16 protein-coding genes are annotated in these 21,822 nt (G+C 70.5%); 9 read left to right on the forward strand and 7 right to left on the reverse strand.

Annotation, left to right across the window (positions count from 1 at the left end):
- Positions 1-2: 2 nt before the first annotated feature.
- Positions 3-5,714, reverse strand: coding sequence for an MG2 domain-containing protein (locus tag NR792_RS15025; RefSeq protein ID WP_375760714.1), 5,712 nt, complete (start codon positions 5,712-5,714; stop codon positions 3-5).
- A gap of 438 nt (positions 5,715-6,152) precedes the next feature.
- On the opposite strand from NR792_RS15025, the gene NR792_RS15030 reads away from it, so the two are divergent.
- The 4 genes from NR792_RS15030 (at position 6,153) to sthA (ending at position 9,587) form a co-directional block, all read left to right on the forward strand.
- Positions 6,153-6,899, forward strand: a complete 747-nt coding sequence (locus NR792_RS15030; protein WP_375760715.1) for an RNA methyltransferase — start codon at positions 6,153-6,155, stop codon at positions 6,897-6,899.
- A 94-nt stretch (positions 6,900-6,993) separates the two neighbouring features.
- Positions 6,994-7,221 (forward strand): hypothetical protein, encoded by a 228-nt coding sequence (locus NR792_RS15035; protein WP_375760716.1) that lies wholly within the window; start codon positions 6,994-6,996, stop codon positions 7,219-7,221.
- 44 nt (positions 7,222-7,265) lie between these two features.
- A complete protein-coding gene (locus NR792_RS15040; RefSeq protein WP_375760717.1) occupies positions 7,266-8,093 on the forward strand; it encodes a pseudouridine synthase in 828 nt (275 codons plus the stop codon).
- Positions 8,094-8,183: 90 nt separating this feature from the next.
- A complete protein-coding gene (gene sthA, locus NR792_RS15045; protein WP_375760718.1) occupies positions 8,184-9,587 on the forward strand; it encodes a Si-specific NAD(P)(+) transhydrogenase in 1,404 nt (467 codons plus the stop codon).
- Positions 9,588-9,597: 10 nt separating this feature from the next.
- On the opposite strand, the gene NR792_RS15050 is transcribed toward sthA, so the two are convergent.
- On the reverse strand, positions 9,598-9,942 hold the full coding sequence (locus NR792_RS15050; RefSeq protein WP_375760719.1) for a hypothetical protein: 345 nt from the start codon (positions 9,940-9,942) through the stop codon (positions 9,598-9,600).
- 9 nt (positions 9,943-9,951) lie between these two features.
- A complete protein-coding gene (locus NR792_RS15055; RefSeq protein ID WP_120548854.1) occupies positions 9,952-10,314 on the reverse strand; it encodes a nuclear transport factor 2 family protein in 363 nt (120 codons plus the stop codon).
- A 158-nt stretch (positions 10,315-10,472) separates the two neighbouring features.
- Here NR792_RS15055 and fusA point away from each other — a divergent pair, with 158 nt between their 5' ends.
- The 3 genes from fusA to NR792_RS15070 all read left to right on the forward strand — a co-directional run bounded on the left by fusA (position 10,473) and on the right by NR792_RS15070 (position 15,667).
- Positions 10,473-12,590 carry an elongation factor G gene (gene fusA / locus NR792_RS15060; protein ID WP_375760720.1) on the forward strand — a complete coding sequence of 706 codons (2,118 nt, stop codon included), beginning with the start codon at positions 10,473-10,475 and terminating at the stop codon, positions 12,588-12,590.
- A gap of 122 nt (positions 12,591-12,712) precedes the next feature.
- Positions 12,713-14,641: an ABC-F family ATP-binding cassette domain-containing protein gene (locus tag NR792_RS15065; protein WP_375760721.1), complete on the forward strand. Its 1,929-nt coding sequence runs from the start codon at positions 12,713-12,715 to the stop codon at positions 14,639-14,641.
- Positions 14,642-14,845: 204 nt separating this feature from the next.
- A complete protein-coding gene (locus tag NR792_RS15070; protein ID WP_375760722.1) occupies positions 14,846-15,667 on the forward strand; it encodes a flagellar motor protein MotB in 822 nt (273 codons plus the stop codon).
- Positions 15,668-15,678: 11 nt separating this feature from the next.
- On the opposite strand, the gene NR792_RS15075 is transcribed toward NR792_RS15070, so the two are convergent.
- The 3 genes from NR792_RS15075 to NR792_RS15085 form a co-directional block, all read right to left on the reverse strand.
- On the reverse strand, positions 15,679-17,574 hold the full coding sequence (locus tag NR792_RS15075) for an OPT family oligopeptide transporter (RefSeq protein ID WP_375760723.1): 1,896 nt from the start codon (positions 17,572-17,574) through the stop codon (positions 15,679-15,681).
- A 62-nt stretch (positions 17,575-17,636) separates the two neighbouring features.
- Positions 17,637-18,119, reverse strand: a complete 483-nt coding sequence (locus NR792_RS15080; protein ID WP_375760724.1) for a peptidylprolyl isomerase — start codon at positions 18,117-18,119, stop codon at positions 17,637-17,639.
- A 76-nt stretch (positions 18,120-18,195) separates the two neighbouring features.
- Entirely contained in the window at positions 18,196-19,473 is a 1,278-nt protein-coding gene (locus tag NR792_RS15085) for a dicarboxylate/amino acid:cation symporter (RefSeq protein ID WP_375760725.1), read from the reverse strand.
- Positions 19,474-19,543: 70 nt separating this feature from the next.
- Here NR792_RS15085 and NR792_RS15090 point away from each other — a divergent pair, with 70 nt between their 5' ends.
- The gene (locus tag NR792_RS15090; protein WP_375760726.1) at positions 19,544-20,182 is read left to right on the forward strand and encodes a hypothetical protein; all 639 of its coding nucleotides are present in this window, start codon (positions 19,544-19,546) and stop codon (positions 20,180-20,182) included.
- Here NR792_RS15090 and NR792_RS15095 read toward each other — a convergent pair.
- Positions 20,161-20,934 carry a DNA-methyltransferase gene (locus NR792_RS15095; protein ID WP_375760727.1) on the reverse strand — a complete coding sequence of 258 codons (774 nt, stop codon included), beginning with the start codon at positions 20,932-20,934 and terminating at the stop codon, positions 20,161-20,163. The two genes, NR792_RS15090 and NR792_RS15095, sit on opposite strands and share 22 nt — an antisense overlap.
- Here NR792_RS15095 and NR792_RS15100 point away from each other — a divergent pair.
- Positions 20,918-21,793: a hypothetical protein gene (locus NR792_RS15100; protein ID WP_375760728.1), complete on the forward strand. Its 876-nt coding sequence runs from the start codon at positions 20,918-20,920 to the stop codon at positions 21,791-21,793. The genes NR792_RS15095 and NR792_RS15100 overlap by 17 nt on opposite strands.
- The last annotated feature ends 29 nt before the right edge of the window (positions 21,794-21,822 follow it).

A 21,822-nucleotide genomic window follows, 5' to 3' on the forward strand; every position in this document is an offset into this window, starting at 1 on the left:
GCCTAGAGCAGGTCGTCCTTCCAGGGACCCGCCACCTGCACCGTGCCCGCGGCTTCACGGGCCCAGACGGAGGAGTCGTACATCGCCTCGGCCTCCGCGGACGGCAGGGTGAAGCTGCCCGCCGTCACCGCGCGCACCGCGTAGACGAGCTTCTTCGTCTCGCGGGCCTGCAGCGCGCCGAAGGCCTCCATCCGGTCATCGCGCACGTTCACGTAGTCCGCGGTCCACAGCGAATCCGCGTCCACCCAGTCCACGCTGCCCCCGCGCCCCAGGCGGGCGTTCTCGATCTCCCAGCCCGCCGGCAGCCGGTCCACCAGCGCGATGTTCTGCACGCGCTCGCCCGTGGTGTTGGTGAGCTCCAGCTCCACGTAGATGAGGTCCGCCAGCTTCACCGGCTGGGCCTTCAAGTCCAGCGCGGTGCCGTCCAGCGAGCGCCAGGTGCGCTTGAGCGTCAGCCCCTGCCCGCCCACCTTCACCTCGGGCGTGGTGCGCACGCCCTCGCTCTGGAGGAGCAGGTACACGCTGCCCGTGCCCTTGTCCTTCAGGTCCAGCGACACGCTGGCGCGCTCGCTGGCGCGGGCCAGGGCCCACGTGCGGTCGGACACGCGCGCGTCCTTCTCCGCGACGGACGCCACCGCCTTGCCCGCCACCGTGAGCGTGGGCGGCGTGAAGCTGGTCGCCATGCCCTGCAGCCGCTTGCCCAGGCCGGTGATGCCCCAGACCAGCTCCTGCGTCGTGTAGTACTCCGACGTGCGCGACTGGAGCGCCGTCGCCACCATGCGCGCCAGGGGCTCGCCTTCCGGCGCGTTGCCGAAGAGGTCCTGGAAGGTGCTGAGCATCATCCCGCGCCGGCGCCGGTCCGAGTAGAACGACCAGCTGTTGTGGCGCTCGTCGCTGAGCGTGGACACGTCCGGGTTGCGCAGCTCCTGCTCGTAGCGGCGGTCGCCGGACAGCCACAGCGCGGCCTTGAGCAGGTACAGGTCCTCCTTGTTCTCGCCGGTGAGCGGCGCCTTCTTCGCCGCCGTCTCCAGCGCGCTCACCAGGGCCTGCGCCCGCGCCTTGCGCCCCTTGCCCGCCACCGCGAGCACGTAGTGCATGTACGCCTCCGAGCTCTGGCCGTAGTGGTCATCCTTCACGCGGCCCTCCTTGCGGGTCAGCTCATCCCCCATCCACGCGAGGGCGCTGTCCACCCGGTCCTCCGGCACCGGGTACTTCAGCTTGCGCGCGTCCAGCAGCATGTGCGTCGCGTAGGCCGTGCCCCAGGCCAGGGGCTCCGTCTGGCCCGGCCAGTACGCGAAGCCGCCCGACGCCGTCTGCATGGACAGCACCCGGTTGATGCCCACCTGCACCATGTCCTCCACCTTCGCCGTGGAGACCAGGGTCGGATCCACGCGCTCCACCAGCTGGCTCACGAACAGCAGCGGGCGCGTGGAGGACGTCGTCTGCTCGATGCAGCCGTACGGGTAGCGCACCAGGTACGAGAGGTGCTGGAGCGACTTCGCGTAGGGGTTGTTCGTCACCCAGACGGTGGTGCGCTCCGTCGTGGGCACCCAGCCCTGGAGCAGCGCCTTCACGTCCGTGGTGCCCTGCGCCAGCTCCACCTGCTGGAGCTTGCGCTCCCGGGGCCCGGCCGGGGACAGCGGCACGTCCAGCTGCTCGCGGGACGTGTAGCCCCCGCCCTCCACCGTCACCACCAGCCGAGCGGCGCCCACCGACTGCACCGCGCGGCCCTGGAACACGAAGGTGCGGGACTTGCCATCCTCCACCCGCGCGCGGCCCTCGCTCTTGCCCTTGAGCTCCAGGGGCGAGCCCACCGCCTCCGGCATCGCGAGCCCCGGCACCGCCAGCGCCTCCGAGGCCAGCGACACCTTCACGTCCTGCGCCTTGCCGGACAGGTTGGTGACGAAGACCGGGATTTGGATTTCGTCGTTCTGGGTGAGGAAGCGCGGCAGCGTCGTCTGGAGCACCAGCGGGTCGCGCACCAGCACCTGCGCGCTGGCCCGGCCGATGCGCTTGTTGCCCGCCGTCACCACCATCACCCGCACCGCGCCCCGGTACTGCGGCAGCTTGAAGGGCACCTTCAGCTTGCCGTTGGCGGGCACCTCCACCACGCCGCTCCACAGGGCCACGGGCTTCACCGGCTGCACGCGGCCTTCGGCGCCGCCCTCGTCACCGCCGGTGGAGCTGGAGTTGCCGCCGGGCGGCACCAGGAGCGCCCAGCCCACCGTCTCGAAGGTCTGGATGCCCAGCGCGCGCCGCGTGAAGATCTCCTTCAGCGGATCCGGGCTCTGGAAGCGCGTGAGGGACAGGATGCCCTCGTCCACCACCGCGACGGTGGCGAAGGTGGGGCCCTCCACGCCCTCCACCGCGAGGTCCACGGTGAGGGTGTCGTTGCTCTTGACCTCCTTGGGCACCGTCAGCGTGACGGCCTGGGTGAAGTCCACCGGCTCCAGCGAGATGCTGCCCACGCCGAAGGCGCGGTCGGGCATGAACGCCTGGGCGGATTCCAGGTGGGGGTCCTTCACCAGGAACGCGCTCACGTACACGTTGGGCGCGTACTCCTTGGGCGTGAACGACCAGGACACCTCGCCGGGCTCCACCTGCTTCCACGCGGTGGTGAGCACGCGGTCGGTCTCCACCGTGAAGAGGACGCGGCCCCGGTAGGGCGCCTTCAGCTTCACCGTGAGGGCCTCGCCCACCTTGCCCTTCGCGGGCAGCGACAGGTCCAGCGCCGTGGGCTTCTGGGGCCGCGGCGTCTGGTCCACGCGCGAGCCCTCGCCCCACCAGTAGTAGCGGCCCTCGCCCTCGATGGAGAGGTCCGTCTGGGTGTGGCCCGCGCGAGCGCGCACGAGGTAGCCCGCGCCGTCGTGGCCCGGCAGCACCGTGGCGGTGAAGCGGCCGTTCTCCACCTTCACCGTCGCCTCGCCCTCACGCTGCGGGCGCAGGTAGCGCTGGTAGCGCTCGTAGCCGGACTCCTCGTCGTAGTAGTAGCCGTAGTTCTCCTCGAGCAGCTGGTACTCCAGCACCACCGTCTTCGGCGCCTTGCCGTCGGTGACGAGCTGGCCGTTCCAGTCCACCACCACGCCGGACAGCGTGAAGGGCGTGGCCGCCTTCACCTTCTGCGTGTTGGCCTGCAGGCCCAGGTAGTAGGCCTCCGGGTGCACCGGCACGTTGGCCTCGCCAATGGTGGAGCGGCCGCTGCCGGACTCGAAGACGCTGGCCACCGCGGACAGCCGCGCGGCGCCCTTGATGGGGCCCGACGCCGCCTGGGCCGGACAGTTGAGGAGCGCCTGCCCCTTCGCGTCGAGCGTGCCCTTCACCTGCCCCAGCGTGACGGGCCGGGGCGCGGTGCCGTCCTGACGCCAGATGCCGTACGTGTACTGAGCGTTCTGCTTGGGCTTGAAGGGCACGGACTCCAGGCGGCACGTCAGCTCCACCGGGCTGCCCTCCGCGGAGCCGCCGAAGAGGTACGCGGCCTCCACGCCCACCGGAATCTCCTTGCCCTGCACGTAGCCCGGCGCGGTGGTGCTGGCCGTCACCTTCATGCGCTCCGGGACGAACTCCTCCACGTTCACCGCGTAGGAGGCCACGTCGCGGTCCGCCACCTTGAGGCGCACCCAGTAGTGACCCGTGTCCTGGAACGCCGCGAAGGCCTGGTCGAACGACACGAGCCCCGCCGCGTTCGTCTTCAGCGTCACCTTGCGGATTTCACGCTCGCGCGGGTCGATGACGCGCACCTCCACCGGCATGCCCACGGGCGGCGCCAGGTTGTCCTGGCCGCGCAGCACCGCGGCCACGTGCGCGGTGTCACCGGGGCGGTACACGCCGCGGTCGGACCAGACGGAGGCGCGGTAGGGCTGCTCGGCGCGGTACGGCTCGCCCTGCACGTCCGAGTTGGCGATCTCCGTCTTCAGCTCGTCGTACTTGAGGTACGTCAGCTCGTCGCCCTTGCGCGCCACCAGCGCGAACGGCGCGCTGTCGTCCACGCCGGGCGCGGGCACCTTGAGATTGCAGCCGGCTTCGCCCTGCGTGGTGCAGCGGGCCACGGCCTGCCCGCTCTTCTTCACCAGCGACACCTCCACGCCGGACAGGGGCTCCGTGCTCTCCAGGCCCAGGGCCCAGACCCACACCTCGCCGGAGTCCTGGGAGCCCACGGCGGGACCGCCGCGCTTGGCCACGAGGCTCAGGTCGGTGAGCAGGATGCGGGAGGCGGCCTTGTAGTCGCCGCGCTCGGCCAGGATTTCGACCAGGCCGCGCGTGGTGGCGGGCACCAGCGACGCCACGTCGACGTACGTGGTGAGCAGCGTGTCCGGCGTCGACTTGAGCGGCACCGCCTTGCGCACCAGCACGTTGCTCGTCCGCTCGTCCGCGCTCTCCTGGTAGTCGTTGCCCATCCAGAAGACGAGGTTCTCCGGCGGCACGTTGCGCACCGTGAGCGTCACCTCCTCCACGTTGAGGTGCTGCAGGGGCAGGTTGCGCCACGCGCTGCGCGGCAGGTAGCGGCCGTTGGCGTTGAAGCGCACCTGAGGCTGGCGCGCGGGCACGGAGAAGCCGCGCGACCAGGCGCCCATCAGCGTGCCGCCGCCCACGGACAGCGTGCCCTCCGCGAGGGAGAGCGTGTGCGGGCCGCGCTTGAAGTCACCGAAGATGCGGAAGCCGCGCCGCGACGGGGCCACGCTGAACTTCACCTTCGGCTTGAAGCGGATGGCCTCCAGCGCCACCGCGTCGTTGAGCGAGCAGCCCTTGTTGTCGTCGTCGTAGTAGTACGAATCCCACTGCTCGTCGGTGGGGCTCGCCGGGGCGTCCGCCTCCACGTCGCGGCAGCTCACCTCGAAGAAGTAGCCGTTGGTCCCCTCCTGGAGGCTCACGTAGGTGATGTCCAGGCGCTTGCCGCCGTTCAGCGGGAAGCTGCCCGTGGCTGCGGGCGCCTGCACGGTGGACGCGCCTCCGGCCGGCGTCAGGCCTTCGCGCAGGGAGAACTGCACCGTCGCGCCGGGCTTGAGCTTCGGGTGGGTGAGCACCACGGAGAGCGAGTTGCGCGTGTCCGCGCGGGTGCTCCACTTCACGTCGCTGATGGCGGTGTCACCCACGCGGAAGCTGGTGCGGGAGCGCACGGCGGCCAGGTCCACCGGGCCGGAGAAGTCCACGTTCGCCTCCACGCGGCCCTTCGGCAGGTCCATGCGCGTGGGGTAGAGCTGGGCGAACTTGAAGGCGTAGGTCGTGAAGTTGTAGCGCCACTCCCGCGCGGTCCACGGCTTGACGACGCCCGCGTCGGTGTTCACCGCGTCCACGGAGACGGTGTACGTCGTGCCAGCCGCGAAGCCCGTCGACGGGGTGAAGAGCAGCGACGAGGGGCCCGTCCACTTCAGGCTGCCCGCGACCTCCGGCGACAGCGTGACGACGGTGCCGTCGACGTTCTCGTAGCGCGGGCGCACCGGCAGCGCGAACTCGATGACGACGCCCGTGGGCAGGGCGTTCTCGCTGGCCAGCTCATGGATGACGGGCGTGAGCTTCGAGGGCTGCACCGGCGTGGGCGTGGGCGTGGACGGAGTGCTGGCCGCGGGCGTCGCGGTGGACGCGGGGGTGGCGGGCGGCGTCTTCGCGGGCTCCTGCTTGCAGCCGGCGACGAGCGCGCCCACGAGCAACGCCGGCAGCAGCCAGCGGGCACGAGGTGCGCGCGCGGCCTTCGGCGGGACAGCGGACTGCGGGGACATGTTTCCTCCGGGGGTGGCGGCGCAACCGATTTCATGCCGCGTGCCGCGCGTGGGACGCCTCGGAGGCGCACGGAAAGTGCGGCCCGGCGACCACGTGCCGGCGCTCCCCCATGCGCGTCCGCGGGCCCACAGGGTGTCCGGGCAGCCACACTCGCGGGTGGCCTCCGGACGCGCTCAGGACGCGGGATTTCGACGTGCAGACTGGCGGTGAGACGCCTCGGCGGTCAATGGGGCCTCTGCCCGCCGGGACGACCCGGCGGTCAACCGGGGTCCCTGGCCGGGACACGGAGACGCCCCCCCTGCCGCCCGGTGCGGTCCCAACTGGTCCGACAGTCGGACCAGTTCAGGCCCTGCGCCTCCGGCGGGGGGATCCGCACCGTTCTCACCTTCTCATCCAGGTGGACAGACCGCGTGTCCGACGGCTTAGGGTGCGCGGCCATGGTGCTGCCCGTCCGATTCGTCCTCATGCGCCCGCGCAACGCGGAGAACCTGGGCGCCGCCGCCCGCGCCCTGAAGAACTGCGGCCTGTCCGACTGGGCCTGGGTGACGCCAGAGGTCGAGGACCTGGGCCCGGCCCACCGGCTGGCGGTGCACGCGGAGGACGTGCTGGGTGGGGTGAAGCGGCCGGACACGCTGGACGCGGCGGTGTCCGACTGCGTCTGGGTGGTGGGGACCAGCTCGCGCAAGGTGGAGGGCAAGCGCCGGCTGTCGCCCCGGGCCGTGGGCGAGGAGCTGGTGGCGCGGGCGAAGCAGGGGCCGGTGGCGCTCGTCTTCGGGGACGAGCGCAGCGGCCTCACCAACGCGGAGGTGGAGCGCTGCCATGATTTGTCCGCGGTGCCCACCGCGCCGGAGCAGCCCTCCATCAACCTGGCGCAGGCGGTGCTGCTCTACGCCTACGAGGTCCGCATGGCCCACCTCGCGGACACCGCGCCGCCACCGGGCCCCCTGCCCCTGGCCGCCACGGACGCGGAGCTGGCCCGCGTGGAGGCCACGCTGGAGGCGCTGCTGACCACGGGCGGCTTCCTCGTGGATGAGCAGCCCGGACGCACGGCGGTGCGGGACCTGGTGGCGCCCCTGCGCCGCTCCCGGCTCACCCGGAACGAGGCCCGGCTCTGGCTGGCCGCGCTGCACACCGTGCGCAAGCACTTCCCCCAGGAGGGCGGGCCGCCGGAGGACGACACCTGAGCAGGCAGGGGGACGCCCCTCCCGCGCGCGGCGGGATTCGCGCGCGTCGCTACCTTTCCCGGAACCATCGAAACCCTTCGGGAAGGAGCACCGCGTGAACCACATGCCCTATGAGTCGATGATCGTGGGAGGCAGCGAGCCCGGCCCTGGCCGTCAGGCGCCCGCCCACGAGGAGGTCTTCGAGGAACCCGGCCGCACGCCCGGGACGGCGGAGGACGGCGGGCTGGAGGAGGAGTCCCACCGCATGGCGAACGGCGACGAGCCCGGCCCGACGCCGGGCACCGCCGAGGGCGAGGATCCGGACGAACCGGTCCGGCGCTAACTCCCAGCACGCCGCCGCCCGAGCGCGGCTATGGTGCCGCGCCCATGCCTCGCAAGCCCGAACGGCCCCCCAAGTCCCCGCCCCGCCCCAACCGCTGGGAGGGCAAGGAGAAGCCGGACTGGCTCTCCCGCGCGCTCGCCCGCGCGGGCGCCATGCCCCAGGACGAGGCGGAGGCCGCCATCAAGGCGGGCCGCGTGAGCGTCAACGGCCGCGTGGCGACGACGCCGCTGACGCCCGTGCCGCCCGACGCCGTCATCAAGGTGGACGGGCTGCCGGTGCGCAAGGAGGTGCCCACGCACGTGCTGGCCTTCCACAAGCCCGCGGGCGTGCTGACCTCCACCGCGCGCCAGCACCGCACGGGCACCGTGTTCGAGGTGCTGCTGCCCCAGCTGCCCCTGGAGCTGAACCGCTTCACCTGGCACGCCGTGGGCCGGCTGGACGTGGACACCACGGGCCTCTTGCTCTTCACCAACGACGACAAGCTGGTGGCCCACTGCACGTCCCCGGAGACGAACCTGCCCAAGCGCTACGTGGCCACGGTGTTCAGCGTCGCGGACGACGCGAAGGTGGAACCGCTGCGCCAGGGGATGACGCTGGATGATGGCCCCGCGCGCCCCGCCGTCGTGCGCGTGCGCGACGAGCACACCGTGGAGGTGACGCTCACCGAAGGCCGCCACCACCAGGTGAAGCGCATGCTGGGCGCCGTGGGGCTGCCCGCCCGCGCGCTCCACCGGGAGGCCGTGGGCGACATCACGCTGGAGGGACTGCCCGAGAGCGGCTTCCGGCTCCTCACCGACGCGGAGGTCCGCGAGAAGCTGCGCTACACCGGCCGTGCTCCCTCGGGCCCCGTCAGCGAGTCCGAGGACGCCTGAGCGCTGGCCCTGCGTGGAAGGCGCGGGAGAACACGGCCGGGGTGTGACTTCCCGGTGCCCTGCTCCCCACGGTGGGGTTAGGGTGCGCCCATGGCGGACTTCGACCTGGTGGTCATCGGCTCTGGCCCCGCGGGGGAATGGGGCGCGGTACAGGCCTCGCTCGCGGGCAAGCGGGTGGCGGTGGTGGAGCGGGAGCCCGTGCTCGGCGGCACCGCGGCCAACACCGGCACCCTTCCCTCCAAGACGCTGCGCGAGACGGCGCTGCACCTGTCCGGCTTCAAGGCGCGCGGCCTCTACAGCGTGGACGCGACGCTGCGCCACGAGGCCACCGTCTCCGACTTCCTCTTCCGCGAGCGCCGCGTGAAGCAGATGGAGCGCGAGCGCATCCACAGGAACCTCCAGCGCCACGGCGTGACGGTGTTCCAGGGCTCCGGCGCCTTCCTGGACGCGCACACCGTCGCGGTGAAGCGCGATGGCGCGGAGGTCGAGAGGCTCACCGCCGGCACCGTCCTCATCGCCACCGGCTCCACGCCCTACCGCCCGCCGCTGTACCCCTTCGGGGACCCGCGCGTGCACGACTCGGATGAGATCCTCGACATCACCACCCTGCCCCGCACGCTGGTGGTGGTGGGCGGCGGCGTCATCGGCTGCGAGTACGCGTGCATGTTCGCCGCGCTCGGCATCCCGGTGACGCTGGTGGAGGTGAAGAACGAGCTCCTGTCCTTCCTGGACGCGGAGATCGGCCAGCTCCTGCGCGACTGCATGGAGACGCTGGGCGTGCGGCTGCGCCTGGGCCAGACGGTGGAGTCCGCGCACGTCCCGGAGTCACACGCGGAGCCCATCCGCCTGAAGCTGTCCACCGGCGAGGTGCTGGAGGCGGACCAGGTGCTGGTCGCGTCCGGCCGCACGTCGAACACCGCGGGCCTGGGCATCGAGGCGCTGGGCATCAAGCAGGGCAAGCGCGGGCAGATTGAGGTGGGGCTCGCGTACCAGACGGCCGTGCCGCACATCTACGCGGTGGGAGACGTCATCGGCTTCCCGGCGCTGGCCTCCACGTCCATGGAGCAGGCCCGCATCGCCGTGGAGCACGCCTTCGGCCCGGGCAAGCGCACCCTCACGCCCATCCTGCCCTACGGCATCTACACCATCCCGGAGGTGTCCATGGCCGGCGACACGGAGGAGTCCCTGCGCACGCGCAGCATCCCCTACGTCGTCGGCCGCGCCACCTTCGACACCAACCCGCGCGGGCAGATCATCGGGGAGCGGCAGGGCCTGCTGAAGCTGCTCTTCCACCGCGACGACATGAAGCTCTTGGGCGTGCACGTGCTGGGCGAGCAGGCCTCGGAGCTGGTGCACGTGGGGCTCACCGCGCTGCTCACCGGCTCCACCGCGCAGCTCTTCGTGGAGACCTGCTTCAACTACCCGACGCTGTCGGAGGCCTACAAGGCCGCCACCTACGACGCGCTGGATCAGGTCCGCGTCAGCAGCGCCTGATCCAACGGACCTAGCGCGAGTCCTTGAGGCTGCCCACGGTGAGGCCCGACTCCAGCCGGGCCACCCGGTTCACCCCGTCCCCGGACACCCGGGCCAGCGGGGGCGCGACGGCGGGCGGCGCACCCTTCGAGGCCGACGGCGTGGAGGCAGCCCCCGTGGAGGCGCCGCCCCGTCCCGGGGCGCCCTGGAGCAGCGAGCGGATGCGCTCCCAGCGGACCTTCTCCTCCGCCATCAGCCGCACCAGCTCCTCGCGGGCGGACGCGTCCGGCAGGTTCGAGGCGGCGGCCGCCACCTTGTCCATGAAGGGCAGCAGGTATCCGAAGTCCCGGTCGAAGCTGTTGGGAGGGTTCGCCATGGGGGCACCTTAGCCGTGGTAGACGCGCGACGCGACGATGCGCCCGCCCTTCACCTCCAGCACCTCCGCCACCGGCAGGGGGGCCTCGTTGGGCGCGTGGCGCAGGTACTCCATGAACACCCGGTCCCCGTCCGCCGTGAGGGCCGTCTCCTCGTAGCGCAGCCCCGGCAGCCGGGCGATGGCGTCCCTCCACCACCGCTCCAGGGCCGGCCGGCCCACCAGGCGCCCGCCCGTCTCCGGGTGCAGGACGCGAATCTTGGGCGAGGTGTGTGTTGCATCCTCCGCGTACAGCGAAACCAGGGCGGTGACGTCGTGGGCGTTGAAGGCCTTGAGCCATGCACGGGCCAGGGAGAAGTTTTCGCTCGCGCTCATTGTTATGAGACCTCAGTCGGAACAGGGACGGGCGGAACGTAGGCGGATGTACGCCCCACGTCATGCGGATTTGTCTGGTAACTGGGTCCTGTGGGAAGTAAGGGCCCCGCCTGCTCTGTTCCCTCAGGCAATTTTTTCAATCGAAGAAGGACCGGATCGTGGCCTCCAACGTACCCATCGAGAAGATTCGTAACATCGGTATCTCCGCCCACATCGACTCGGGCAAGACGACGCTGTCCGAGCGCATCCTGTTCTACACGGGCAAGATCCACGAGATCCACGAGGTCCGCGGCAAGGACGGCGTGGGCGCGGTCATGGACTCGATGGACCTGGAGCGTGAGAAGGGCATCACCATCCAGTCCGCCGCCACGTACGCGATGTGGGGCGACTTCAACATCAACCTCATCGACACGCCGGGACACGTGGACTTCACCATCGAGGTGGAGCGCGCGCTCCGCGTCCTCGACGGTGCCATCCTGGTGCTCTGCTCCGTGTCGGGCGTGCAGTCGCAGTCCATCACGGTGGACCGCCAGATGAAGCGCTACAAGGTTCCGCGCATCGCGTTCATCAACAAGATGGACCGCTCGGGCGCGAACTACGACCGCGTCGCCGCGCAGCTGAAGGAGAAGCTGGGCCACCACGCGGTGAAGCTCCAGTACCCCATCGGCGCGGAGGACCGCTTCCAGGGCCTCATCGACCTGCTCTCGATGAAGGCGTTCTACTTCGACGGCGAGAACGGCGAGCACATCCGCGAGGAGGCCATCCCCGCGGACATGCTGGACGAGGCGAAGCTGCGCCGTGACGAGATGATCGAGGGCATCGCCAACGTCGACGACGAGCTGGGCGAGGCCTTCCTCATGGACCCGGCCTCCATCACCGAGGCGCAGCTCCGCGCCGCCGTGCGCCGCGCCACCATCGCGCTGAAGATGACGCCGGTGATGTGCGGCTCCGCGTACAAGAACAAGGGCGTGCAGCTGCTCCTGAACGCGGTGTGCAGCTACCTGCCCAACCCCAAGGAAGCGACCAACGAGGCGCTCGACCAGAAGAACAACGAGGCCAAGGTCATCCTGGAGTCGGACCCGACCAAGCCCTTCGTCGGCCTGGCGTTCAAGCTGGAAGACGGTCGCTACGGCCAGCTCACCTACATGCGCGTGTACCAGGGCAAGGTGAGCAAGGGCGACTTCATCATCAACCAGGTGAACCAGAAGAAGGTCAAGGTTCCGCGCATCGTCCGCATGCACGCGTCGGAAATGCACGACGTGAACGAGGCCACGGCCGGCGACATCGTCGCGCTGTTCGGCATCGAGTGCGCCTCCGGCGACACGTTCACCGACGGCACCGTGCAGTACACGATGACGTCCATGTTCGTGCCGGACGCGGTCATCTCGCTGGCGGTCACGCCGAAGAACCGCGACACGCTGGCGAACTTCTCCAAGGCGCTCAACCGCTTCCACAAGGAAGACCCCACCTTCCGCGTGCGCCGTGACGAAGAGTCCGCGCAGACCATCATCAGCGGCATGGGCGAGCTCCACCTGGAGATCTACATCGAGCGCATGAAGCGCGAGTACAACTGCGAGGTGGTCGCCGGTAAGCCGCAGGTGGCGTACCGCGAGACCATCTCCCAGAAGGGCGAGTTCGCCTACACGCACAAGAAGCAGACCGGTGGTTCGGGTCAGTTCGCGCGCGTGTGCGGCTACGTGGAGCCCCTGCCCTCGGACGCCGTGCAGCAGTACGAGTTCGTGGACGACATCGTCGGTGGCTCCATCCCGCGCGAGTTCATCCCCGCGTGCGACAAGGGCTTCCAGGAGGCCGTGAAGAAGGGCAGCCTCATCGGCTTCCCCGTGGTGGGCCTGCGCGTGGTCATCAACGACGGCGCGTTCCACGCGGTGGACTCGTCCGAAATGGCGTTCAAGACGGCCGCCATCATGGGCTTCCGCGAGGGCTACGCCGCCGCCAAGCCGGTCATCCTCGAGCCGATCATGAAGGTGGAAGTCACGGCTCCGGAAGACTTCCAGGGTTCCGTCGTCGGCCAGCTGAACCAGCGCCGCGGCACCATCCTGGAGACGGGCACCGCCGAGGGCTACGTCACGGCCGTGGCGGAAGTGCCGCTCAACACGATGTTCGGCTACTCCACCGACCTGCGCTCCGCGACCCAGGGCAAGGGCGAGTTCACGATGGAGTTCGCCAAGTACATGCCGGTCCCGCGCAACGAGGCGGAGGCCCTGATGGCGCAGTACAAGGAGAAGCAGGCCGCGGAGCAGGCCGCCCGCAAGTAGTCCGGGTGTCCCAGACGCCGCTCTGGCAGTAGGAAGGGCGCTCCCCGCTTCAATGGGGGGCGCCCTTTCGCTTTATCCCCCCCACCGCTTTTCGCCGTGCCCCTTCGAGGAGGTCTCGTCCCGTGACGCTGCTTCGCGCCGCCAACGTCCAGCTCGCCTTCGGCAGCCGCACCGTCTTCGAGGGCCTCACCTTCACCATCGAGGAGGGCGAGCGCGTGGGGCTCGTGGGCGTCAACGGCTCCGGCAAGTCGTCGCTGATGAAGATACTGGCCGGCGCGGCGAAGCCGGACCTGGGCGAGCTGCAGCTGCGCCGGGGCGCGCGCGTCACCTACCTGCCCCAGGAGCCGGAGTTCCCCGAGGGCGCCACCGTGGCGAGCGAGCTCGCCGTGTCCCAGGCGCCGCTCAAGGAGGCGCTGGCGGCGCACACGGAGCTGTCCCGGCGGATGGAGGCGGACCCCGCGAACGCCACCCCGAAGATGCTGGAGCAGCTGTCCGCCCTGAGTGACCGGATTGAACAGGCGGGCGGCTGGGACACGGAGCACCACGCGAAGACGCTGCTGGACCGGCTGGGCGTGAAGGACTGGGACCGGCCGGTGGCGCAGCTGTCCGGAGGCCTGAGAAAGCGCGTGGCCATTGCCCGCGCCCTGCTCACGCGCCCGGACCTGCTGCTCCTGGACGAGCCCACCAACCACCTGGACGCGGACACCGTGGACTGGCTGGAGGACGAGCTGGACAAGCTGCCCGGGGCGCTCCTGCTCGTCACGCACGACCGCTACTTCCTGGACGACCTGGTGGACCGCATCGTGGAGATCCAGCCCGGCGGCGGGCTCATCTCCTACCCCGGCAACTACGCGGCCTACGTCGAGCAGAAGCTCGTCGCCCAGGAGAACGCGGAGGTCGCGGAGCACAAGCGCGGCCGCTGGATTGCCCAGGAGGTGGCGTGGCTGCGCAAGGGCCCGGAGGCGCGGCGCACCAAGAGCAAGGCGCGCATCGAAAGGGCGCAGAAGCTGCTGGCGGAGAAGGGCTTCCAGCGTCCCAAGGTGGCGGACCTGAAGGTGGTGGCGGCGCCCCGGCTGGGCCACACCGTCATCGAGGCGGAAGGGCTGAAGAAGTCCTTCGGCGACCGCAAGGTGCTGGACGGCGTGGACTTCCGCCTCCAGCGCGGCGAGCGCGTGGGCTTCCTGGGCCCCAACGGCGTGGGCAAGACGACCTTCCTGCGCGTGATGCTGGGTGAAATCCCCGCGGACAGCGGCAAGCTCGTCATCGGGAAGAACACCAAGGTCGCGTACTACGACCAGCAGCGCGCCCAGCTGGACCCGGACCAGACGGTGTACGACGCGGCCTCCAACGGCGAGGACCACGTGGAGCTGGCGGACCGGAAGGTGGCCCTGCGCGACTACCTGGAGGACCTGCTCTTCCCGGTGCCCATGCAGCGCATGAAGGTGGGCGCGCTGTCCGGCGGCGAGCGCAACCGGCTGCTGCTGGCGCGGCTGTTCCTGGAGGGCGCCAACGTGCTGGTGCTGGACGAGCCCACCAACGACCTGGACATCGTCACGCTCAACATCCTGGAGCGCCTGCTGCTGGACTTCGCGGGCAGCACGCTGCTGGTGACGCACGACCGGTACTTCCTGGACAAGGTGGCCACCGCCATCCTCTCCTTCGACGGCGAGGGCAAGGTCACCCGCTACGAGGGCAACTACGACATGTACAAGCGGCTGCGCGAGCAGTCGCAGGCCGCCGCGCTCAAGGCCGCTCCGGCGAAGAAGGACGAGCCCCCGCCCCGCGAGGAGTCCGCCGCGAGGCCCGCGCAGAAGAAGCCCGGGAAGCTCTCCTACAAGGACCAGCGCGAGCTGGACGGCATGGAGGCCACCATCGAGGCCGCGGAGAAGCGCAAGGCGGAGCTGGAGGCGAAGCTGGCCGACCCCACCGTCTACAGCCAGGGCTCCAAGGTGGCGGAGGTCAACCAGGCCCTGGAGGCCGCCACCGCCGAGGTGGACCGGCTCTATACGCGATGGCAGGAATTGCAGGACCTGGCGGCCGGCACGGCCTGACACGGCGGTTCTTGCGTAGGACAACCATCAATCGGTGACACCCCCGTGCATGATTTTCGGGGCGGGGGACTCTGGCTAGAGTCCGCGTCCCTCCGCCTCGGGAGTCGTCACGTGTTCCGTCCGGCCTCGGTCCTCGCCGCAGCCCTGCTGTCCCTCCCCTTCTCCGCCCACGCCCAGGAAGGCGGCCCCAAGAGCCCGCTGCCCATGTTTGACCTGCAACGGCTGCGCCTGGACCCGGCGGCCCTGGGGTCGCTCGTGGTGGGGACGGGCCGGACGCTGGAGGCGGGGCAGCTGCGGGTGGGGTTGAACTACCACTACGAGCAACTGCCCCTGCACTTCCAGACACGGTGGGAGCCTGGCGAGGGCACGGGTCTGGTCGAGAACAAGATGACCGCCCACCTGACGGTGGGCTTCGGCGTGCTGTCGTGGTTGGAGGTGGGGGCGGAGCTGCCCTTCGTCCTCACGCAGGGGGGAAAGCCGACGCTGGAGTACTTCGGGCCGAAATCCGGGGGCCTCGCCACGCCGTGGCTGAATGCCCGGGCGGCGCTGCTCCGGCAGTCGAAGGGCGCGCCCATCAACGTGGCGGTGGCACTGACGGCGGGCCTGCCCGTGGGCAGCCGCGAGGCCCTGGCGCACGAGGACTACGCATGGCAGCCGCGTCTGCAATTGGGCTACGTGGGCGAGGGCTTCCAGCTGGGCGGCGAGGCCGGCGTCTTCCTTCGCAAGCGCCAGGACCTGGGCCCGGTGTCCTACGACCCGCGCGACGTCGTGGGCAATGAGCTGCGATTGGGCGCCACGGTGACGTCGCTCCACGGGGAGATGACGCGCGGCGAGGTGAGCGTGCTCACGGGCATCCCGCTGGACGGGGGCCGCGTGGGGGCGGAGCTGCTCATCGCCATCCGCCGCCACGCCCTGTCCAGCCTGGACCTGTACGTCATGGGTGGCCCGGGCGTGGGCGCGGGGCTCGACACGCCCACCTTCCGCTTCGTCGCGGGCCTGTCCTGGGCCACCAGCAAGGTGGACTGAGGAAGGCGCCGCTACTTCGGCATGAAGCCGAAGGCCTTCACCATCGCGATGGCGATGCCCAGGAGGCTCTCGCCCGCGATGAAGCCGGAGGAGACGGGCAGCACCGTGTCCTCCGCGAGCTTCGGCTTCAGGCGCTTGACGAGCGCCGCCAGCGCCGCGCCCACGAAGAGGCTGATGGAGCTGGAGCCGGGGATGACGATGGCCAGCCCCAGGCCGGCCGCCGTGGGGATGAAGGCCCGCACCTTCGGATGGGCCCAGCGCTCCAGCAGCACCAGCGAGATGCCCAGCAGCGCGCCGACCAGGGCCCCCATGCGCGCGGTGGGGTGCAGCGCGGACACACCGGAGGCGAGCATCTTCGACACGCCGGCCCACACCATGGACGCGGGCGCGGGGAACTGCTCGGAGCCCAGCACGTCCGCGGTGGGCACCAGCAGGTTGAAGATGGGCACCACCACGACAGCGCCCGCGGCCACGCCGAACAGCTGCGCGAAGAACTGCTGACGCGGTGACGCGCCCAGGAGCCACCCGGACTTGAGGTCCGTGAGCAGGTCCGCGGAGTGCAGCCCCACGCCGCCCGTGGCGTTGGCGCTCATCACGTTGGCGGGGATGTTGCCCGGCGCCAGGCCTCCGAAGATGAGCTGGGTGACGGGGCCCAGCGCCTTGGTGGGCGTGGTGTCCGTCTCCCCCGTCACGCGCGACGCGACGACGCCCATCACCACCGCCAGGGGCAGCGCGAGCACGCCGGCCCACCAGGGAATCTGGAACAGCCAGGCCATGAGGAAGACGGCCACCGGGCCCAGCAGCGCGAAGCCCAGCGGGAACCACGCCGGCGGGCACTCGATGTCCGCCAGCGGATCCTCGCGGGCGCCCTCCTTGGGCTTCATCCCCACCAGCGAGCCCAGCGCGGAGAAGGAGCGCACCACGCTCCTCCACTGGAAGGCGAAGGACAGCAGGCCGGAGGACACCAGCACCGCGGAGCCCGTCCACAGCGACCAGCCGTTGATGGCCTTGTACGTCACCTCCGGGATGACGCCCTGGGTGAACATGGCCGGCGCCAGGAAGCCGTAGTTGAGGATGGCGCCCAGGAGCATGGACCAGCCGGTGCGGAAGTTCACCAGCGCGCCCGCGCCGATGAGCAGCAGGCTGAAGTCGAAGGACAGCGACCACTTGCCGGCCTCGCGGCCCAGGATGGTGAAGGGCAGGCTCGCCTTCTCCGGCAGGTTCTTCAGCCAGGTGAAGCGCGCGTCGCGCACCAGCACCAGCAGCGCGCCCACCAGCCCCGCGATGCCCAGCAGCCGCGCCTTGTTGCGGGCCGTCTCCCCATGGCCGTGCAGCGCGCGGATGGTCTCCGCGGTGGCGGTGCCGGTGGGGAACGGGAGCGCTTCGATGTTGATGAGCTGGCGCTTGATGGGGATGGCGGCGAAGACGCCCAGCGCGGAGATGACGGCGAACCACAGCATCAGCCAGCCGGACGACGGCAGCGTGCCGGTGAGCATCAGGAGCGCGGGCACCGCGGCCATGTTGCCGCCGCCCGTCATGTAGCCCGCGGCGGACGCCACGGAGCCCATGGCGTTGTTCTCCAGGTCGGTGAACTCGTTGCGCAGCACCTTCAGCGAGCGCAGCGTGCCGAACACCGCGAACGCCAGGATGCACGCGGTGATGGTGACGCCCAGGCTCCAGCCCGTCTTGAGGACGACGTAGAGGTTGGACAGGCACATCACCGCGCCAATGAGCATCCCGGCGATGACGGCGCGCACGGTGAGCTGCCGCGCGCCGCCCTGGTAGACGTGCTCCCGCCAGTACAGCTCCGGATCCATGGCCGCGGAGGCGCCGGGCCGGTCAGGGACGGCGCCAGGGTCGGGCGGGGGGACGCGGAGCTGGCTGGGGTTCGGGACGGGAGGAGCCATGGGGGGCGCAAGATAGTGCACGCCCCCCCATGGAACGAAACGCTCCGTGCCGTCCGGTGGCGTTACTCGTGCGCGCCGCCCGGCCCGTGCACGTGGCCGTGCGTGAGCTCTTCCTGCGTCGCGTCACGCACTTCGCGCACGGTGACATCGAAGTGGAGCGTCTTGCCGGCGAGCGGGTGGTTCAAGTCCACCACGACGGAGTCCGGGTTCACCGTCTGGATGCGCAGGGGGATGTTGCCGTCCTCCGTCTGCGCCATCAGCGTCTGGCCCACCTGGGGCGTGAAGCCCGGCGGCAGCATGCTGCGGGGGACGGTGCGCACGCCCTCCGGGTTGTGGTTGCCGTAGCCCTGGTCCGGGCTCACCACCACCTGCTTGCTCTCCCCCACCCCCAGGCCGTCCAGCGCGCCCTCCAGGCCGGGGACGATCTGCTTGTGCCCGTGCAGATAGGCAAGCGGCTGGCCCGGGGCGCTCTGGTCGATGACCTGCCCGTCCCCCAGGTGGAGGCGGTACTCGAGCGCGACGACGCGACCGTTGGCGATTTTCATGCGGCGGAAGCTCCTTGGCTTCGGGGGACGGCGAATGGGACTTCGGTCAAAGGTGGAACCGGGGGGACACCCTGTCTCAGGCCGCGGGGGACTCCGCCGCCTCCTCGCCGACCGGCCGGTCGGGGGGTTCACCGCGCGACACGTACACCGCGGCGGCCAGGTCTCCTGTCACGTTGAGCACGGTGCGGCACATGTCCAGGAAGCGGTCCACGCCGAGGATGAGGCCCAGCCCCTCCACGGGGATGTGGAACATGCCCAGAATCATGGCGATGACGGGGATGGAGCCCGCCGGCACCCCCGCGGTGCCGATGCCCGCCAGCACGCAGATGAACATGATGGTCGCCTGCTGCCCCAGGCCCAGCTGCACGCCGTACACCTGCGCGAGGAAGAGGACGGTGACGCCCTCGAAGAGCGCGGTGCCGTTCTGGTTCATCGCGGAGCCGGCGGTGAGCACGAAGCGCGACACGTTGCGCGGCAGCTTGAGGTTCTCCTCCGCGACCTTGAGCGCGGTGGGTAGCGTGGCGCTGGAGGAGGACGTGGAGAAGGCGGTGACGATGGCCAGCCGGCAGGCGCGGAAGAACTCCACCGGGTTGCGTCCGCCCAGGAAGCGCACGGACAGCGAGTACATGACGAACATGTGGAGGCTCAGCGCCAGCAGCACCACGCCCACGTACGACGCCAGCTGTCCCAGGATGTGGAAGCCCAGCCGCGCCGTCATGGAGAACAGCAGCGCGCCCACGCCGATGGGCGCCAGCTTCAGCACCCCGTCGATGAGCTTCATCATCACGTCATAGAGGCCCTGGACGACGTCCTTGAGCCGCTGCGCGGGCTCGCCCGGGGTGAGCGCCAGGCCCAGGCCGAAGATGAGCGAGAAGACGATGAGGCCAATCATGTCCCCGTCCGCCGCGGCCTTCAGCGGGTTGGTGGGCACCATGGACATGAAGAGCGCGCCCGCGGAGGAGTCCCCGGGGGGCGGCGCGGGCTTGATGGTCGTGCCCGTGCGGGCCAGGGCGCGGGCCTCGTCGCTCAGGCCGTCCCCGGGCCTCAGCGTGTTGACGAGCAGCAGGCCGATGAGCACGGAGATGACGGAGAAGACGACGGTGTAGCCCAGCGTGCGGGCGCCCAGCCGTCCCACCTGCTTCAGGTCCAGCTCCGCCACGCCCACGACGAGCGCGGAGAACAGGAGCGGCACGACGAGCATCAGGAGCAGGCGGATGAAGAGCTGCCCCAGGGGGTTGGTGACGTGCTCGACGGTCCAGGTGAGCCAGTCCGCGCTCCCGAACACGGCGTTGCAGACGAGCCCGGCCACCGCGCCGACGGAAATCCCGAGGAGCATCTTCTGATGGGCCTTCATGAGGGGGCGAGCCTACCGGTGAAAGGAGGTGGCGCCCACCTCGCGTTCAGGGGAAAGCTTCGGATCCATCGTGGAATCCCTCGTCCAGCTCACCGAGCCCGCCCTGCCCCTCCCCCTCTTCCGCCGGCTGTCGCGCCGCGTGGGGGACCTCAAGGGGGAGCGGCTGCGTCACACGTACCAGACGACGTTCTGGTACGCCTTCGGGCCGCCAGAGAACGTGGTGGAGGAGGTCATCCACACGCTGCGCCCCCGGGTGACGAAGGGGTGGAGGATTGCTGGCGTGGAGTGGTGGCTGTCGCGGATGAAGGCCACGGACGTGCGGGTGGACTTCCACCAGGACCGGGATGAGCGGCTGGCGTTGGCGACGGGGAAGCGGGTGCACCCGGTGCGCTCGTCGGTGCTGTTCCTCAACCGGGTGCGGGGCGGCGCGCTGGCGGTGACGCGGGAGCTGCCGTGTGAAGACAACCCGTCGCTCGCGCCGGACCGGCTGGAGGATTTGACGCTGGTGGCGCCGCGTCCCAACCGGCTGGTGGTGTTCGACGGGACGCTGACGCACGGGGTGCTGGACGCGGACAACCAGGTCCCGGACGGCAAGCTGCCGGGGCCTTCGCGCGAGCGGCGCACGCTGGTGATGAACTGGTGGGGCCACCGTCCCACGGACGTGCCCACGTGGAGCGAGACGCGCTTCTACCGGGCGCTGGCCAGCTGACGGGCGGTTTCGCGCAGGCGGTGGGTGACGCGCTCGGCCCACTCGGGTTCGACCTCCATGCAGGCGGGGCGGCGGCCCAGGCGCAGGGCGGCGGAGGGCATGGAGCCGCTGCCGGCGAAGGGGTCCAGCACGGTGTCGCCGGGGCGGCTCCAGGTGCGGACCAGGGGCTCCAGCACGGAGAAGGGCTTGTGGTGCGGGTGGCCGCCCCACTGCACGGCCTCGGCGTCATCGTCGTAGCCGCCGACGACGGCCCACACGGTGGGGGCGTCCCCGGGCGCGAGCGGCGGCGCGGGCGTGCGCGCGATGACGAGGGCGACCTCGTAGACGCGCAGGAGCTGCTCGTTGGCGTTCTTGTCGGTGGTGCGCTTGCCCCAGACGTATTCGCCGCGCAGGTGGGTGTAGCCCAGGTCGCGCGCGGCGGTGAGGATGGGCTCCTTGCCCAGGAGGTTCGTCCAGATGATGAGGGGCGCGTCGGGGGTGAGGTGCGCGGTGGCGCGCGCAAGCCAGGCCTCGGAGAAGACGCGGTAGTCGCGCACGGACTCGAAGCGGACGATGGGGTTGCGGTCGATCTTCTTGTTCGCGCGGGGGTCGCGCAGGTCGCCGCCCTTGCGCCGCCGGGTGAGCAGGCAATAGGGCGGATCGGTGTGGAGCAGGGACGCGCGGGTGTCGCCGAGGGCGGCCCGGTAGCCCTCGGGCTCGCGCGCGTCGGCGCGGACGCAGCGCAGGGATTCGGGCGTGAGGTCGGAGGTCATCGTGTGGAGCCGCACCCTACCCGGCATGGGGGACGGGGCTGAGGGGATTCTGGCACGCTCGGTGGCCATGCGGATTCGTCACACAGCGGCCCTGCTGGGCTGGCTGCTGCTCTGCGGGTGCCAGTCCGCGGGCGGCGGACAGACGCGGCGGGAGTACCAGCAGACCCTGGATTCGGGCACCAACGCGTGCCGGCACAACCCCGCGTACTGCGCGGACATGGCAGTGCCCGCCGGGGTCCGTGCCACGGCGCAGGCCGGTGCGTCCGTGGCCGGGGCGCTGCGGGCCATGGATGCAACGGCGGAGACACGACTGAGGGAGCTGCTGACGTCTTGCGCGACCGAGGCGGATCTGGACGTGAACCTGCGGATGTTTGACGGAAAGACGCCGACGGCGAAGCAGTGCCAGGAGCAGGTCGGGACGGATGCGGCCGGACAACCCATCACCCGGGCCATGCAACTGGGGCAGGAGAAGCACGCGGTGGCCCTTCGCTGCGTCCAGGCGCGTCTATCCGTTGAGCGGCCAGGTGGATTCAGTCTGGAGCAACGGTACGGTTATGACATGAAGAAGGGAACGCTCCGGCTGATCACCCGCGCTCAAGTGGAGGCGTGGCTTCGATCCGGACAAGCAGGCCAACTCCTGGGCACGCTTGTTCCGGACGTCGTCATCCATTTGGGAGATCCGTTGATGGCCGAAGCTGTGTTCGACTTCAAGTTTCCGTGCCCCGTCAGCAATCCAGCGAGCTGGAGGCGTTATCCCCGCAGCCATCCTTACTGGGGCAAGACGCAAGGCCAGATGTATGAGCAGGCTTTGGGAGTCCAGCCCTGGCGCATCGTCCCCATTCTGGGAGCAGCACCGTGACGCGTTCTCATCCTCACATCAGGATTCGT

The organism is Corallococcus exercitus (assembly GCF_042231735.1).
Taxonomy (GTDB): Bacteria; Myxococcota; Myxococcia; order Myxococcales; family Myxococcaceae; genus Corallococcus; species Corallococcus exercitus_B.

Coding starts and splice junctions, on each gene's coding strand:
- NR792_RS15025 (WP_375760714.1), bottom strand. CDS start 5,714: ATGTCCCCGCAGTCCGCTGTCCCGCCGAAGGCCGCGCGCGCACCTCGT.
- NR792_RS15030 (WP_375760715.1), top strand. CDS start 6,153: ATGGTGCTGCCCGTCCGATTCGTCCTCATGCGCCCGCGCAACGCGGAG.
- NR792_RS15040 (WP_375760717.1), top strand. CDS start 7,266: ATGCCTCGCAAGCCCGAACGGCCCCCCAAGTCCCCGCCCCGCCCCAAC.
- sthA (WP_375760718.1), top strand. CDS start 8,184: ATGGCGGACTTCGACCTGGTGGTCATCGGCTCTGGCCCCGCGGGGGAA.
- NR792_RS15050 (WP_375760719.1), bottom strand. CDS start 9,942: ATGGCGAACCCTCCCAACAGCTTCGACCGGGACTTCGGATACCTGCTG.
- NR792_RS15055 (WP_120548854.1), bottom strand. CDS start 10,314: ATGAGCGCGAGCGAAAACTTCTCCCTGGCCCGTGCATGGCTCAAGGCC.
- NR792_RS15070 (WP_375760722.1), top strand. CDS start 14,846: ATGTTTGACCTGCAACGGCTGCGCCTGGACCCGGCGGCCCTGGGGTCG.
- NR792_RS15075 (WP_375760723.1), bottom strand. CDS start 17,574: ATGGCTCCTCCCGTCCCGAACCCCAGCCAGCTCCGCGTCCCCCCGCCC.
- NR792_RS15080 (WP_375760724.1), bottom strand. CDS start 18,119: ATGAAAATCGCCAACGGTCGCGTCGTCGCGCTCGAGTACCGCCTCCAC.
- NR792_RS15085 (WP_375760725.1), bottom strand. CDS start 19,473: ATGAAGGCCCATCAGAAGATGCTCCTCGGGATTTCCGTCGGCGCGGTG.
- NR792_RS15095 (WP_375760727.1), bottom strand. CDS start 20,934: ATGACCTCCGACCTCACGCCCGAATCCCTGCGCTGCGTCCGCGCCGAC.